Origin of the sequence: Pseudomonas soli, from assembly GCF_900110655.1 — a bacterium.
GTDB lineage: Bacteria > Pseudomonadota > Gammaproteobacteria > Pseudomonadales > Pseudomonadaceae > Aquipseudomonas > Aquipseudomonas soli.
The window spans coordinates 16271-31483 of the sequence record NZ_FOEQ01000020.1 but is presented as its reverse complement, the minus strand read 5'-3'; the positions used below and the strand labels follow the sequence as shown (position 1 = coordinate 31483).

The 15213-nt window shown below is 67.3% G+C and carries 14 protein-coding genes; 11 read left to right on the top strand and 3 right to left on the bottom strand.

Features of this window, described 5'->3' with window-relative positions; genetic code table 11:
• The first annotated feature begins 528 nt into the window (after positions 1 to 528).
• From BMY03_RS25315 to BMY03_RS25270, 10 genes are all read left to right on the top strand, one after another.
• A complete protein-coding gene (locus BMY03_RS25315) occupies positions 529 to 1146 on the top strand; it encodes a transposase (RefSeq protein WP_177182957.1) in 618 nt (205 codons plus the stop codon).
• A 65-nt stretch (positions 1147 to 1211) separates the two neighbouring features.
• Entirely contained in the window at positions 1212 to 2762 is a 1551-nt protein-coding gene (locus tag BMY03_RS25310) for a ShlB/FhaC/HecB family hemolysin secretion/activation protein (RefSeq protein ID WP_052062210.1), read from the top strand.
• Positions 2763 to 2802: 40 nt separating this feature from the next.
• Complete coding sequence (locus BMY03_RS25305) at positions 2803 to 4608, top strand: DUF2341 domain-containing protein (protein ID WP_094012580.1); 1806 nt, start codon at positions 2803 to 2805, stop codon at positions 4606 to 4608.
• A 10-nt stretch (positions 4609 to 4618) separates the two neighbouring features.
• Positions 4619 to 5044, top strand: a complete 426-nt coding sequence (locus tag BMY03_RS25300; protein ID WP_046855393.1) for an ExbD/TolR family protein — start codon at positions 4619 to 4621, stop codon at positions 5042 to 5044.
• An 8-nt stretch (positions 5045 to 5052) separates the two neighbouring features.
• A complete protein-coding gene (locus BMY03_RS25295; protein ID WP_046855394.1) occupies positions 5053 to 5727 on the top strand; it encodes an energy transducer TonB family protein in 675 nt (224 codons plus the stop codon).
• Between the two features lie 38 nt (positions 5728 to 5765).
• Positions 5766 to 7463 (top strand): putative porin, encoded by a 1698-nt coding sequence (locus tag BMY03_RS25290; RefSeq protein WP_046855395.1) that lies wholly within the window; start codon positions 5766 to 5768, stop codon positions 7461 to 7463.
• 15 nt (positions 7464 to 7478) lie between these two features.
• A complete protein-coding gene (locus BMY03_RS25285) occupies positions 7479 to 8126 on the top strand; it encodes a hypothetical protein (protein WP_038706234.1) in 648 nt (215 codons plus the stop codon).
• Positions 8127 to 8154: 28 nt separating this feature from the next.
• Entirely contained in the window at positions 8155 to 8631 is a 477-nt protein-coding gene (locus BMY03_RS25280; RefSeq protein ID WP_038706233.1) for a YbjN domain-containing protein, read from the top strand.
• A complete protein-coding gene (locus BMY03_RS25275) occupies positions 8628 to 9584 on the top strand; it encodes a peptidylprolyl isomerase (protein WP_094012579.1) in 957 nt (318 codons plus the stop codon). Before BMY03_RS25280 ends, BMY03_RS25275 begins: the two co-directional genes overlap by 4 nt.
• A 57-nt stretch (positions 9585 to 9641) precedes the next feature.
• A complete protein-coding gene (locus BMY03_RS25270) occupies positions 9642 to 10604 on the top strand; it encodes a LysR family transcriptional regulator (RefSeq protein ID WP_094012578.1) in 963 nt (320 codons plus the stop codon).
• Positions 10605 to 10606: 2 nt separating this feature from the next.
• Here the strand turns inward: BMY03_RS25270 and alkB are convergent, their stop codons facing one another.
• Positions 10607 to 11251: a DNA oxidative demethylase AlkB gene (alkB, locus tag BMY03_RS25265; RefSeq protein WP_094012577.1), complete on the bottom strand. Its 645-nt coding sequence runs from the start codon at positions 11249 to 11251 to the stop codon at positions 10607 to 10609.
• A gap of 81 nt (positions 11252 to 11332) precedes the next feature.
• Positions 11333 to 13423 carry a TonB-dependent siderophore receptor gene (locus BMY03_RS25260; RefSeq protein WP_046855399.1) on the bottom strand — a complete coding sequence of 697 codons (2091 nt, stop codon included), beginning with the start codon at positions 13421 to 13423 and terminating at the stop codon, positions 11333 to 11335.
• Between the two features lie 133 nt (positions 13424 to 13556).
• Between BMY03_RS25260 and ykgO the strand changes: the two genes are divergently transcribed.
• Entirely contained in the window at positions 13557 to 13703 is a 147-nt protein-coding gene (gene ykgO / locus BMY03_RS25255; protein WP_023632134.1) for a type B 50S ribosomal protein L36, read from the top strand.
• A gap of 53 nt (positions 13704 to 13756) precedes the next feature.
• On the opposite strand, the gene BMY03_RS25250 is transcribed toward ykgO, so the two are convergent.
• The gene (locus BMY03_RS25250) at positions 13757 to 15211 is read right to left on the bottom strand and encodes a PepSY domain-containing protein (protein ID WP_244891353.1); all 1455 of its coding nucleotides are present in this window, start codon (positions 15209 to 15211) and stop codon (positions 13757 to 13759) included.
• Between the last annotated feature and the right edge of the window lie 2 nt (positions 15212 to 15213).

Sequence of the window (15213 nt, the reverse complement as noted above, 5' to 3'; positions counted from 1 at the left end):
TGATCTGCTTTTGATTTTGCTTCTAAGTGCGCGATAGTTCAGGCGCCACCAATTGCGACTTCAGGAGGCCGAGTGGAGTTCTTGCGTAGTGGGGCGACGGCCATGGATGGCCGTCGAGCGCTGCGCCCCAGGATGGGGCGTACAGCGCGGTACCCACGGGAGCAAGAACGGAGCGAGGGAACCCCGTAGCGAAGCGTAGGGGCCGTATGAACGGAGCCGAACGGTTTTGCCTACTTTTGTCAAGACAAAAGTAGGTCGCCGTAAGGGCGAAAAGGTGACTAAATGTCGACATCTTCTACGAATGCGCAAACAAAAATCAAAAAAATCACTTCCGACCCCGACCCCGACCCCGACCCCGACCCCGACCCCGACCCCGACCCCGACCCCCTCGAAACCACCCCCCTCTGATGAACCTTTCATGACAAAACTTCGGTAGCAATCCGCCACCCCCGTCAAAGCCATGGACACCAACAAGGCACCTGGCCACCAGGCCAATCAAGCCTTGAGAACCGGCCTGGGAGCGGGGCAATGGGCACTATGGAACGCTACACGAAAGTGGGAATGCAGGAGCTCGACCAGCGTCTGGCCAAGATCGTCGAGGCCGCCCGCAAGCAGCCCGTCTCGGTCTACCGCTACGGCGCCCCCTGGGTATGGATCGTCTCCCAGGACGACTGGCAGGGCGCCCTGCGCGAGGTGGCCAGCTGCGTGCCGCCGGGCCATTCGCTGGCGCTGCTCAAGCCGCGCATAGAGGCATTGCTGGACGCGCACCAGCCCGCGCTGGCGCTGCTGGCCGAGCAGCAGGGCATGATCATCGCCCCGCGCACGCTGATGCATGTGCTGCTCCTGCAGCTGCTGTATTCGGTGCCCAGCGAGAAGCAGCTCTACGAGCAGCTCAACTACAACCTGCTGTTCCGCTGGTTCACCGGTCTGGAGCTGAAATCGCGGGTGTGGAACTTCAGCCTGTTCAGCCATGACCTCGGCGTGCTGCTGGGCAGTGCCATGGCCGTTTCCCTGCTGCAGCGCATGGTCGACGAAGTGCTCGGCGCGAGCCTGCAGGCCATGCCCGAGTTCAGCCTCAACCTGGCCCTGTTGCACAGCTGGCTGGCCCGCCACCAAGGCCAGCCCGCAACCAGCGACAACCACTAGCAAACCAACGAATTCCTGGCGCTCAAGGGGGCGGTGTGGAGCATTTTTTCTTCAAGCGATGCGGCATGGGCGCAGGGGCGCTGCTGTGCCTGCTGGCGGTCGAGGTGGCCGCGGACGAGGCGCAGCGCCGGGTCGAGATCAATGAATACGTGGTGCGCGGCAACACCGTGCTCGACGCCCAGGCCATCGAAGAGGCTGTCTATCCCTACCTGGGGCCGGACAAGACCCTGGCTGACCTCGAAGGCGCCCGCGAGGCGTTGCAGAAAAGCTATCAGGCCCGGGGCTACCAGTCGGTGTTCGTCGAGCTGCCCGAGCAGAAGGTCGAAGGCGGCGTGGTCTACCTGCAGGTGAGCGAAACCAAGGTCGGCCGCGTGCGGGTGGTGGGCGCCAAGCATTATTCGCCGCTGGAGATCCGTGAACAGGTGCCGGCGTTGGAGGAGGGCAAGGTCCCCGATTTCGCCCAGGTACAGAACGAGCTGGCCACGCTCAACCGTGCCCCGGGGCGGCAGGTCATGCCGCTGGTGCGCGAAGGCCAGCGCCCGGGCACCATGGACGTCGACCTGCAGGTCGAGGATAAGCAACCCTGGAACCTGAGCCTGGGCTTGAACAACGACCACAGCGCCGACACCGAGAAGCTGCGCAGTGTCGTCAGCCTGGGCTACAACAACCTCTGGCAGGCAGGCCACAGCGTCTCGCTGACCTGGTTCACCGCGCCCCAGGACCGTGACAACGCCGAGGTCTGGTCCGGGTCCTACGCCGCGCCGCTGAGCGAGCGCTGGACCGTGCAGTTCTCCGGCTACCACTCCGACAGCAATGTCGCCACGGTGGGCGGCACCAATGTGCTGGGCAAGGGCCATTCCTACGGCGTTTCGGCGATCTACAACCTGCCGGGCGTCGGCGCCTGGGCCAACGCCCTGTCGATCGGCGTGGACTTCAAGGACTTCGACGAACAGGTCGGCCTGGGTGGCAGCAGCGACAAGGTCCCGCTCAAGTACGCCCCGATCACCTTGGGCTATACCGGCTACCGCTTCACCGAACAGGACCAGTTGAGCCTCGGCCTGAGCCTGGTGGCCGGGACGCGCAGCCTGCTGGGCTATGGCAGCGACGATACCGAGTTCGATTACAAGCGCTACCGCGCCGACTCCAGCTTCGCCGCGCTCAAGGGCGACGGCAGCTACACCTTCGACTTCGCCGGCGCCTGGCAGAGCGCTTCCAAGCTGGCGTTCCAGCTGGCCTCGGGGCCGCTGGTGTCGAACGAGCAGTTCGCCGCCGGTGGCGCCACCTCGGTGCGCGGCTATCTCGCCGCCGAACGCACCGGGGACGACGGCCTGCTGTTCTCCCAGGAACTGCGCACCCCATCCATTGGCCGCTACGTCGGCAGCTACATCAGCGACTGGCGCTTCTACCTGTTCGCCGAGGGCGCCCAGTTGCGCCTGCAGGACGCACTGCCCGAACAGGATGACAGCTACAGCCTGGCCAGCGTCGGCGTCGGCACCCGCGCCACGCTCAACGACTGGTTGTCCGGCAGCCTCGACTGGGCCGTGCCGCTCAAGGACGGCCCCAACACCGACAAGAACGCTTCCCGCGTGCACTTCAGCGTGCAGGCGACTTTCTGAACGATTGACCTACTGACCGGCATCGGCCTGGAGACCTCTCATGCAACGCCTGATATTGACCTTGCTGCTGTGCCTGGGCTTCGCCCTGCCGGGCAGCGCCAGCGCCTGGTGGCAGGACGACTGGATGTACCGCAAGCAGATCGCCGTGGACACCACGCCCCAGGGCGCCGGCCTGACCCAGGCGCTGGGCCGCACCGCGCTGCTGGTGCGTCTGCACACCGGCAACTTCAGCTTCGACGGCGTCAGCGAAACCGGCGCGGACATCCGCTTCGTCGCCGCCGACGACAAGACCGTGCTCAACCATCATGTCGAGCAGTTCGATCCGCTGATGGGCATGGCGCTGATCTGGGTCGACGTACCCCGTATAGAAGCCGGCCAGCGCCAGGACCTGTGGATGTACTACGGCAACCCCAAGGCCCAGGCACCCGCCGGGCAGCCGAGCTTCGACGCCGACTACACCGCGCTCTACCACTTCGACGGAGCCACCGCCCGTGACGCCAGCCCTTATGGCAACCAGCTGCAAGGGCCGACGGTCAGCGTCGATGGTGTGATCGGCCGGGCCATCCAGCTCGGTGGCCAAGCCTTGCTACTGCCCGCCAGCGCCTCGCTGCAGCTGCCGGCGGGCGCGGCGTTCAGCTTCAGTACCTGGCTGCGCCAGGACCAGGCGGTGGGTGAGCAACTGCTGCTGGCGCGCCGCGAGGCCGGCCACAGCCTGCTGCTCGGCCTGGCCGAAGGCGTGCCCTTCATCGAGGTGGACGGCCAGCGCGCCGCGGCCAACCAGGCGCTCGGCGCCGGCCAATGGCAGCACCTGGCACTGGTGGGCGAGGGCGGTAACCTCACGCTGCTGGTCGAAGGCCAGCCGGTCGCGCGACTGGCCGCGAGCCTGGCGGCCTTCAGCGGCGCCATCGGCATCGGTGGCGACCTGCCAGCGGCTGGGGGCGAGGCCGCCGGCCACTACGCGACCTTTGTCGGCGCCCTGGACGAGCTGCGTGTTTCCCGCGTCGCCCGCAGCCAGGCCAGCCTGCAGGCCGACGTGCTGGCCCAGGGTGCCGAGTCGCGCCTGGTGGTCTATGGCGTCGACGAGGAACAATCCGGTTTTGGCTTCGGCGGCCTGGGCTTCCTGCTCAAGGCGGTGCCGGTGGACGCCTGGGTGATCATCGCTGTCCTGGTGCTGATGATGGTGCAGTCGTGGGTGATCATGCTGCGCAAGCAGCGCACGCTCAATCGCGTCACCGCCGCCAATACGCGCTTTCGCGAGCGTTTCGCCACGGTCGGCACGCGCCTCGAGCAGTTCGCCGACGATCGCGAACTGCATGACCGGCTGACCGACTCCTCGCTGTGGCGCCTGTACCTGGTGGCGGTGCAGGAAATCCGCACCCGCCGCGCCCAGGGCGCCGACACCAGTGAAGTGTCCGCGGCCACCATCGAGGCCATTCGCTGCTCCATGGACGGCGTGCGCACCCGCGAGAACCAGGCGCTGTCCTCGAAACTGTCGACCCTGTCCAACGCCATCGCCGGCGGCCCCTACATCGGCCTGCTGGGCACGGTGCTGGGGATCATGGTGGTGTTCCTCGGCACCGCCATGGCCGGCGACGTCAACATCAATGCCATCGCCCCGGGCATGGCCGCGGCGCTGCTGGCCACCGCCATGGGCCTGTTCGTCGCCATCCCCGCGCTGTTCGGCTACAACCGCCTGACCACGCGCAACCGCGAAGTCAGTGCTGACATGCGGGTGTTCGTCGACGAGTTCATCACCCGCCTGGCCGAGCTGCACGGCGAGGGCCAGGCCGGTGAAGCGGCGCTGCGTCCGGCCGGGCGCAGCGTCAACCCGTCGATCCCGGCGTGAGGAGGCAGCCATGGCATCCGTGAACAACGCCCAAGACGACGACGCCGACGCCGCGGTCGACAGCATCAACATCACCCCGCTGGTGGATGTGCTGATGGTGGTGCTGGTGATGTTCATCCTCACCGCCACCGCGCAGGTCTCCGGGATCCAGGTGCAACTGCCCAAGGCCAGCGCCACGGTGTCGCTGGCCCAGCCCAAGACCAAGGCGATCTCGATCAACGATGCCGGCCAGGTATTCCTCGATGCCTATCCGGTGACGCTGCAGGAGCTGGAGGACCGCCTGCGCAGCGAAAAGGCGCGCAGCCCGGATTTCCCGTTGATCGTGCGCGGTGACGCGGGCGTGCAGTACCAGAAGGTGGTCGAGGTGCTCGACCTGCTGCGCCGTCTCGAACTGGCCCAGGTCGGGCTGGTCACCGGCAAGCCGAACCAGGGGTGAGGGCAGGCATGGAACCTAAAGCCAACTTCCGCCGCCTGCTGACCTGGGCCGTGCTCGCCGTCGCTGGCGCGGGCCTGGCCTGGCTGCTGTGGCAGTGGGCCAACGACATGGCCGGGGTGCGCCGCGAGGCGCCCAAGGTGCCGGCGATCATCCCGCTGCCGCCACCTCCACCGCCGCCTCCGCCCGAGCCGCCCAAGGAGCCCGAACCGCCGGTCGAGGAAAAGATCGTCGAGCCGCAGCCGGTGCCCGAGGCCGAGGAGGTCAAGCCCGCCGAGGACGCGCCGGACCCGGCCCAGGACCTGGCCGACCCCATGCAGATGGACGGCGACGCCCAAGCGGGCGGCGACAGCTTCAACGTCGGGGCCGGCAAGGGCGGCGGCATGGCCGGTGGCGGCGGTGGCGGCCTGGGCAGCGGCACCTACAGCCAGTACCTGGCCTATGCCTTCCAGCGCCTGCTGCGCGACAACCCCGAGCTGCGCAACCTGGTGTTCAACCTGCAGGCCGAAATCTGGCTCAGCGCCGCCGGCGAGATCACCCGGGTCGAGCTGCTGCGCGGCAGCGGCGAGCCGGAGGTGGACGCCCAGGTGCTCGCCGCCCTGCGCGGCGCCCGCGCCCTCGACCAGCGCCCGCCGGCCAATCTGACCTTGCCGGTGAAGATCGCCCTGCAGGGGCGCCGGCCATGAACAACGAAGCACGACTGACCCACAGGAGCTGCAAACCCATGAAGTGCCCAGTCAACCGATTGACCCTGGCGCTCGGCCTGCTGGCCGCCGCCACCGCGGTCGGTCCGGCCGTCGCCCACGCCGCGCCGTCGGAGAACGCGACCGTCAACCTGATCCGCCTGCTGGTGGAACAGGGCGTGCTCAAGCAGGACAAGGCCGACGCGCTGATCGCCCAGGCCGAGCGCGAGGCCCAGCAGGCGCGGGCTGTCAGCGCCGCGCCGATCGTCGCCCAGGCCCCCGCGGCCAACGGCGAGGTGCGCGTGCAGTATGTGCCGGCCATCGTCCGCCAGCAGATCCGCGACGAGATCAAGGCCGAGGTGATGAACACCGCCAAGCAGGAAAACTGGGCCGCGCCCAACACCTTCCCCGACTGGGCCTCGCGCATCAGCTTCGACGGTGACCTGCGCCTGCGCTACGAATCGCGCGGCTACGCCGACGGCAACAGCAACGAGATCGTCGACTTCGCCAAGCTCAACGACAAGGGCCCGTACGACGTCAACGCCAACAGCGGCTCGAACCTGCCGCCGCTGCTCAACACCCGCGAGGACCGCGACAGCCTCCTGCGCCTGCGCGCGCGCTTCGGCCTCAAGGCCCAGCTGGCGGACAACTGGGTGGCCGGCATCCGCGTCGCCACCGGCTCCAACAACAACCCAGTGTCGACCACCCAGAACCTCGGTGGCGGCTTCGGCAAGAAGGACATCTGGCTCGACCAAGGCTATGTCACCTGGACGCCCAGCGAGCGACTGACGTTGACCGGCGGGCGCATCGCCAATCCGTTCATGTCCACCGATATCCTCTATTCCCACGACCTCAACTTCGATGGTGTGGCGGCGATCTTCGACCAGCCGCTGAACCGCGACCTCAGCCTGTTCGGCACCGTCGGCGCGTTCCCTGTGCAGTACAGCGACGACAGCGCCAGCAGCAACGGCCTGGACAAGGAGGACAGCGACAACAAGTGGCTGTACGGCGCGCAACTGGGCGCGAAATGGGCGCTCAACGACCATCACCGCCTCAAGGGCGCGATGGCCTACTACCGCTTCGACGACATCGCCGGCGAGCGCTCCAGCCCCTGTGCGCCCTGGGATGGCCAGCCGGCCTGTGACAGCGACGAAACCCGGCCGACCTTCATGCAGAAGGGCAACACGGTGTTCCTGCTGCGCGACATCACGCCCAATCCGGCCAACCCGGCGGCCACGCCGCAGCCGCAGTTCGTCGGCATCGCCTCGGAGTTCGAGCTGCTCGACCTGAACCTGGTGTGGGACGCCGACTTGCCTCATGACTTCAAGCTGCGCAGCCAGGCCAACTACATCCACAACCTGGCCTATGACGAGGGCGACATGCGCAAGCGTTCGGCCGGCCAGCTGGCCAACAACATCGACGAGAACGGCAACATCAAGAGCGGCGGCGACGCCTGGATGTTGCAGTTCACCCTGGGCAACGCCCTGGACATGCGCAAGGCCGGCGACTGGAACCTGTTCGCCGGCTACAAGCGCATCGAGCCTGACGCGCTGCCGGACGGGTTCAACGATTCGAGCTTCCACCTCGGCGGCACCAACGCCAAGGGCTATTTCCTCGGTGGCAACTACGGCCTGGCCGACAACGTCTACGCTACAGCCCGTTGGTTGAGTAGCGAGGCAGTCTACGGCGCGCCGTTTGACATCGATGTGCTACAACTTGAAGTCAACACGCGTTTCTAGGGAAGGAGCACGGGCATGAACAAGGGAGTCTATCGCCATCGTTGCGCCTGGTTGATGCTGGCGCTGGGCGCAAGCCTGGCCGCCTCGGCGTCGGCCGAAACCCTCGAAGAGCGCCTGCGCACCCAGCTGCGCAGCACCACGCAACAGTTGCAGGCCCTGCAGAGCGAGCAGGCGCAGGCCAGCGCCGCCCGTCAGGCGGCGGAACAGCAACGCGACGCGGCCCTGGGCCAGGTGCGCGAGCTGACCGCGCAACTGGCCAAGGCGCGCGGCCAGAGCGAACAGCTCGCCGGCCAGCAGCAGGCCGTGCACAGCCAGGCTCAGGCGCTGGTGGCCAGCAGCAACGAACAACTGCACAAGTACAAGCAGGCCTATGACGAACTGCTGGGCATGGCGCGCGCCAAGGAAAGCGAGCGTGCCGGCCTGCAGGCACAACTGGCCGAGCGCGATGGCCAGGTGCAGCAGTGCCAGGCGCGCAACCAGCAGATGTACGGGGTGGCCAAGGAGATGCTGGCCGCCTATGAAAAGGTCGATATCGCCGATGTGATGAAGATGCGCCAGCCCTTTGCCGGCTCGGCTCGGGTCCGCTTCGAGGAGCTGGCCCAGGCCTATGGCGACAGACTCTACGAAAGCCAGTTCGACGCCCCCAAGGGCTTGACCCAGTGACGTTTTCTCAACGCAAGGAAGTAAGCACATGACCGAAGTCACCCTGATCGAAACCGTTAGCGCCGACTCCCTGACCAAGCTGCTGCAGGATGCCGGCTGCCGGGTCAATCGCACCGAGCAGAATGCCGTGGTGCAGTTGCTCAGCGCCAGCCAGGGCGTGGGTTACGCCGTACGTTTCGGCAACCGGGCGCTGAACCAGGAAGGCGAGTTCCTCGATTTCACTTTCAGTTGCGCGCTGCGCATCCAGGGCGAGCTGCCCGCGGGCCTGGCCGAGCGCTGGAACGCCACGCGGCGTTTCGCCCGCCTGTCGGTGCAGGGCGAGTTCCTGGTGATGGAGAAGGACGTGGTGGTTGCCGACGGCGTCAGCGAGAAACACCTGCTTGGCAGCCTGTTGCTTTGGGATCGCCTGCTGCAGGAGTTCATTGTCTACCTGCGCGACTACAGCCGTAATGTCGCCGAAACGGCGCCCGAGCAGGTGGCCAGCGACGCGGTGAGCGCTTCGTGACGGCGCGAACCCTGTGGGCTGGCGCTGGCGCGCTGGCCGTTGTCGCAGTGGCGGTCGCCCTGGCCTTGCGCCCGGGCGACGAGCCGGTGGCGGCGGCGCGCCCGGCTTCGCCCGCCACCCTGGTGGCCACCGACAACGGCCCGGTGCTGGCGCGCCTGGGCGAGCAACAGGTGGGCAGCGGCGAGCTCAAGGCGCTGTTCGCCCAGTTGCCCGAAGAGTCCCGCGCCAGCCTGCGCGGCGACCGGCCGGCACTGGAGGCCTGGATCCGCGCCCGCTTGGCGGAAAAGGCCCTGTACCAGCAGGCCGAGGCTCAAGGCTGGCTGCAGCGTCCGGAGATCCAGGTGCAGACCCGCGCGGCCACCGAGCAGATCGTCTTGCGCGACTACCTCGACTCGGTGAGCAAGATGCCCGACGACTACCCCACCGAAGCCGAGCTCAAGCAGGCCTACGAGGCAGGCAAGGCCGGGTTGCAACTGCCGGCACGCTATCGCCTGAGCCAGATCTTCCTGCGGGTGGAAAACCCCAAGGATGACGAGGCCGTGCGCAAGCAGGCCGCGGCCCTGGCCAAGCAGGCCCAGGCCGCGGATGCGGACTTTGGCGCATTGGCCCGCGAGCATTCGCAGGATGCCGGCACCGCCGCCAACGGCGGCGATACCGGCCTGCAGGCCTTGGCGCAACTGTTGCCGGAGGTGCGCGGGGTGGTGCCGAAACTCAAGGTGGGCAGCGTCAGCGAGCCGGTGCAGAGCGCGGCGGGCTATCACATCATCAAGCTGGTGGAACAGCAGCCGGCCCGGGCGGCGACCTTCGACGAGGTGGCCCCGCGCCTGCGCCAGGTGCTGCGTGCCCAGCGCCAGGAGCAGGTGGCCAAGGCCTATGTCGAGGGCATGTTCGACACTGCCACCCTCAGCATCGACGGCGCGGCGCTCAACCAGGTGCTGGAAAGCAGCCGCTAGCCGCCTACAACCATGGAAGAAGCGGGCCTGCCGACGCGGGCCTGCGGGAGGCGAGGGATGCCTATCGATCTGTCCCGGGGGCGAGCCCCTGATACCAGCGTGCCCGTCGTTCGCCCCCAGGTGCCGCTGGCCCTGGACGAACAGACTCTGAACTGTTTTCTGGTCACAGCGCGCTGCGGTTGTTTCATGCAGGCGGCGCGGCGGCTCAACCTCAAGCCGGTGGCTTTGCGCAAGCGCCTGGCGGCGCTGGAGGCACGCCTGGGCTACAGCCTGTTCGTCAACCGCAACAACAACCCGGTGCTCAGCCAGCAGGGCGAGCGCCTGCAGCAGGTGCTCCAGGCCCGCGAACCGGTGGTGCCACCGGCGCGGGAAGCCAGCGCCAGTGTGCGCCTGGCCGTGGCCGAACCACTGCTGCAGGACCTGCTGGGCCGCAACCTGATCAACTTCGTGCGCCAGCATGCCGGCATGCGCCTGGAGGTGGCCACGCTCGATGGCCGCCAGGTACCCGAGCAGGCCGCGGATGTGGCGTTATGGCTGGGCGACCTTGACCAGGGCGCCCACAGAGGCTGTTTTGCCGACACCACCGCCGAAGCCCTGGCCACCCTTGAGTACCTGCCGCATATCGCCAAGCGCTATGCCCGCGAGGCCAACCGCCCGACCAGCCTGGCGCACCTGCAGGACTACATGCTGGTGCAATGGCAAGGTGAGGTCGGCGTGCAGGCGTTGACGCCCTGGCAGGCGCTGTTGAGCACCCGCTCGGCCGGCGTGACGCAGATCCAGGACTACGAGATGTACTGCCAGCTGATCAAATGCAGCGCCAGTGTCGGTTTGCTGCCGCACTACGCGGCGCATCTGGATCGTGGCCTGCTGGCCTTGCCGGGGTTGTTCCGCGAGCCGATGCGCCGGCGCGTGTGGCTGGCGGTCGATGAGCGTACCGAAGCCGATCCGTTGGTGCAGGTGATGGTCGGGGCGATCCGCGCCGCGTTCGAGGAGCGCCGGGAATGGTTTGCCGGCCGTTAGGGTCAGCCGGCCTTGCGCAGCGTCAGATTGATCCGCCGTTCGCCCATGCGCGGATGCACGCCAGGCTTGATAGGCAGCACGCCATGAAAGCGCAGGCGGTCCTCGCCGCCCCACACCAGCACGTCGCCGTGGTTCAGCGGGATGCGTCGGGTTCGGTCCGAGCGCTGCAGCCCGCCGAACAGGAACACTGCGGGCAGGCCCAGCGAGATCGAGACGATCGGATGGGCGTAGTCCTGCTCGTCGCGGTCCTGATGCAGACTCAGGCGGGTACCCGGCAGGTAGTGGTTGATCAGGCAGGCATCCGCCACGAAGCCGTCGAAACCGGCCTGGGCAGCTGCGCGCGAGGCCAGCTCGAGCAGCACCTGGGGCAGGGCGGGCCAGGGCTTGCCACTGACCGGGTCGGTGGCAGAGTAACGATAGCCGCTTGCGTCGCTGACCCAACCCAGCGCGCCGCAATTGCTCAGCGCCACGGCCATGCGCAGGCCGCCGGGGGTCTGCATGTGGCGAAACGGCGCCGCGCGCAGCACCGGGCGCAAGGCATCGAGCAGGGGCTCGAGCTCCGCCAGGGCGAAACCTGGCAGCAGCGTGGTGCGCGCGGCCAGCTGCTGGGGGTTTGCGTCGAACAGATCGAGATCGGACTGGATCATGCCAGGTGCTGCTTGGGTGGTGTCCGCACAGTGTATCGCGATGCCCCGGTGCGTGGGGCATCGCGAGCCACTGCGTCGGCCTCAGAGGCTGAGCGTCAGGCTGACACTGACATTGCGCGGCTCGCCCGGCAGCACCCATGAACTGTTGTATGAGCGCTCGTAGTACTTGCGATCGAACAGGTTGTTGAGGTTCAGGCCCACGGTGACCTGCTCGCTGGCCTTGTAGTGCGCCAGCAGGTCGACCGTGCTGTACGAGGGCAGGGTGAAGGCACTGCCGGCCTGGCCGGAGCGCTCGCCGACATAGTTGAACGCCGCGCCCAGGTCCGAACCGCGCAGGGCGCCATTCTGGAACTCATACACGCCCATCACGCTGCCGCTGTTACGGGCAATGCCCAGCAGGTCGCTGCCCTTGGGCAGGCTGGCATCGCCCTTGGTGACCTCGGCATCGATGTAGGCATAGGCGCCGATCACCCGCACCGCCTCGCTGAGCTGGCCGCTGAACTGCAGGTCCAGGCCCTGGCTGCGCGCCTTGCCGGCCGCGATGCTCTCGCCCAGGGCATCGGTGGTGATGACGTTCTCCTTGTCGATATGGAACAGCGCCACCGTGGCGCCCAGGCGGCTGTCGAACAGGTCGAGCTTCAGGCCGGTCTCGTAGCCGATGCCTTTCTCGGGCTTGTACACCTGCCCCTGGGTGCCGATGGTGTTGGGCTTGAACGAGGTCGAGGCGTTGGCGAACACGCCGACCTGTGGCGTCAGCTGGTACAGCAGGCCGACGCGGGGCGTGGCGACATCCTTGGCCTGGCTGTTGCTTATGCCGCTGCTGCGGTTCTGCGAGGTCTGCTCGATGCGCTCCAGGCGTACCCCGAGCAGGCCGCGCAGGCGTTCGCTGAAGGCGATCTGGTCCTGCAGGTTGAGGGCATGGCTTTCGGTGCGCTCGAAGAAGTCATTGGCGCGGGTGAGGGCCGGCTTGGGCTTGCCGTATACCGGGTTGCGGATGTCCAGGCCGTAGCTGGCCAGGGTCGCGCTCTGCGGGTACTTCTGGCTGTTGCGGTAGTTCTCGTATTCCAGGCCGATCAGGCTCTGGTGCTGCCAGCCGAGCAGCTCGAACTGGCCGTGCAGTTCGGCTTGGGTGATGTTGTCGTTCCACTCGAAGTCGCGCTCGCGGTAGAAGCGCGTGAGCGTGTTTCCGACCAGGGCCTGGGGCTCGGAGCTGTTGCCCTTCAGTGTGCCCTGGGTGTAGTGGTTGGCCAGGCGCAGCTTCCAGTTGTCGTCGAGGAAGTGCTCCAGGGCCAGGTCGACGGTCTGGTTGTCGTTGCGGATCTTGCCGTCGTTGGGCTCGCCCATGAACGCCGAACGCGGCACCGAGCCCATCTGGCCATTGACCGCCGGGATGCCACGGTCGAACACCGATTCGGTGCGGGAGAACTCGGTGTCCAGCAGCAGGCGGGTGTCGGGCGACAGCTGCCAGCTCAGCGATGGGCTGACGATCCGTCGCTCGCTGTTGACGTGATCGCGGAAGCTGCCGTTGTCCTCCACCGCCAGGTTGACCCGGCCCAGCAGGTTGCCTTGGCTGTCCAGCGGCGCGTTGGCGTCCAGCGTGCCGCGGTAGCGGTCCCAGCTGCCAGCGCTCAGGTTCACGGTGCTGAACGTCTCGGCCTGGGGGCGCTTGCTGACGATGTTGACCAGGCCGCCGGGATCGCCGCGGCCATAGAGGCTCGCGGCCGGGCCCTTGAGCACCTCGATGCGCTCGATGCTGGAGGTGTCGGGCGCGCTGTAGCTGCCGCGGTTGACGGCGAAGCCGTTCTTGTAAAGCTCCCCCGTGGTGAAGCCGCGCACGCTGTAGTTGAGGAAGGTCAGGCCGCCGAAGTTGTTCTGCCGCGACACGCCGCCGGCAAAGTCCAGGGCGCGGTCGATGCGGGTGCTGTTGAGGTCCTTGAGTACCTGGGCCGGCACCACTTCGATGCTCTGCGGGGTGTCGCGGATATCGGTGTCGGTGCGCGTGGCGGTGGCCGAGCGGGTGGCCCGATAACCCTGGACCGGGCCGTCGGCGCGCTCTTCGAGGTAGGCGTCGGTGATCGAGGTTTCGTCCAGTACCAGGGGTTGGGCCGCAGCGAGCGGTTGACCGAACAGGCCCAGGGTCAGGCCGGCCAGAAGGGGAGCGCGAGGGTTCAAGGGGGATCTCCGATAAATATGTAATAACATTACATCAGCGTTTCATTCATCGCCAGAAAAAGATCTGAGAGGGCGGTTGTGTGATGAGAATGATTTGCGTTAACGTTATGTTATTACGTATCTGGAGGTTCTCATGCAAGTCCTGTCCTCACTCAAGCAGGCCAAGCGCCGTCATCGTGACTGCCAGGTGGTCAAGCGCCGTGGTCGGATCTATGTGATCTGCAAGTCCAATCCGCGGTTCAAGGCCAGGCAGGGCGGGGTGAAGAAAAAGCGCGGGTAGCCGTCAATGGCTGTCAGTCAGGCGAAAGGGGCTGCACAGCAGCCCCAATGACGCTACCGAAGAGTCCTGCGCAGGCGTCGCCAGCCCAGTACCACACCACTGAGGGCTATCACCAGGCCGCCGCTACTCAGGCCGATGATCAACCCTTCGCGCAACAGCGGCCGCGCCAGCAGTGGTTGCCAATCCCAACTGTGCAACAGGTTGAACAACCAGCGCCCGGCACGTTGCGCCCGGTCGTGGCTGGCCACCAGCGTGCCGCTGGCAGGGTCCAGGTAGGCCCAGGTGCCCGCCGCGTCGGCGAAGCGCAGGCGCAGCACGGGCAGTGGGCGCGACTGGGATCCGTACATGCTCTGTGGCTCGCGGGCGAAGTAGTGGAAGTCGTAGGCGCTTTGCCAGTCATCCTCCACCGTCACCCCGGGAGCCATCGCTTGCGCGGCCGCCAGCAGCCTTTCCCGGCTGAAGGTACGCGCCGGCGCGGCGTGCGCTTCAAGGATGCGGCTGTCGCCGTCGGCGCTGCGGGCCACTGCATAGGTGACGCCGGCCAGGCGTTGCCACTGCAGCTCCACTGCACCGAACCCTGTTTCGTCGCGCAAGCGGGCCAGGGCCGTGGTAATCGGCAACTGCAGGTCGGCGGCGCGCAGCGGCGCTTGCTGCAAGGCGATCTGCGAGCGGCTGTCGGTCACGCCCCAGGGGCGCATCGACATCAACCCGCTGAACACCCACAGCACCAGCACCCCACCGAACAGCAGCCCGCCGATGTGGTGCCAGCGCAACCAGCCGCCGGGGTACGGGCTGCACGATCCGCTACGGTAAGGCTTGCGCAGCCGCAGGCGCAGGATGCCCACCGCGATGCCCATGAGCGCCATCAGCGTGCCGAGCAGTGACAGGCCGATCACCAGGGTGCGCCAGCCATTGTCGAAGCCCAGGCCGCCGCGCAACGGATAGAGCCAGTGCAACCAGGCGCCGACCCAGTTCCAGGCGCGCTCACGGCCGCTCGCATCGCGCACCACCTCGCCGGTGCGCCCGGACAGGTACAGCCAGGTGCCGGCCGCATCGTCCACTTGCACCCGGTGCAAGGGGCGATCGCTGTCCAGGGCCCGGGAGTGGGTCCACATGTCCTCGTCCAGTGTGCCCTGGTAAGCCAATGCCGCGCTGCCGGCGTACTGCCGGGCATTGGCCAGGGCCCAGGCCGCGTCGGCGATGGCCAGGGGCTCGCCGTTGGCGGCATCGAGGGTGACGCGGCGACCGTCCGCCAGCTCCAGCAAATAGTACGGTTGCCCGCCCAGGCTGGTCAGGCGCAGCGCCTTCACCGGCTGCTCAGCCCATTGCGCCGGCAACTCGGCGCAGCATCCCGCCGGCAAGGCCGGCAGGTGGGCCAGGCGCTCGGCCGTGGTCAGCTTGGGGTAGCCGACATACAGCATGACCACCCCGGAGACGAACCACAGCGCCATGAACAGGCAGGCGACGATGCCCAGCCAGCGATGCCACAGGTACAGCTGGCGTTTCAGGC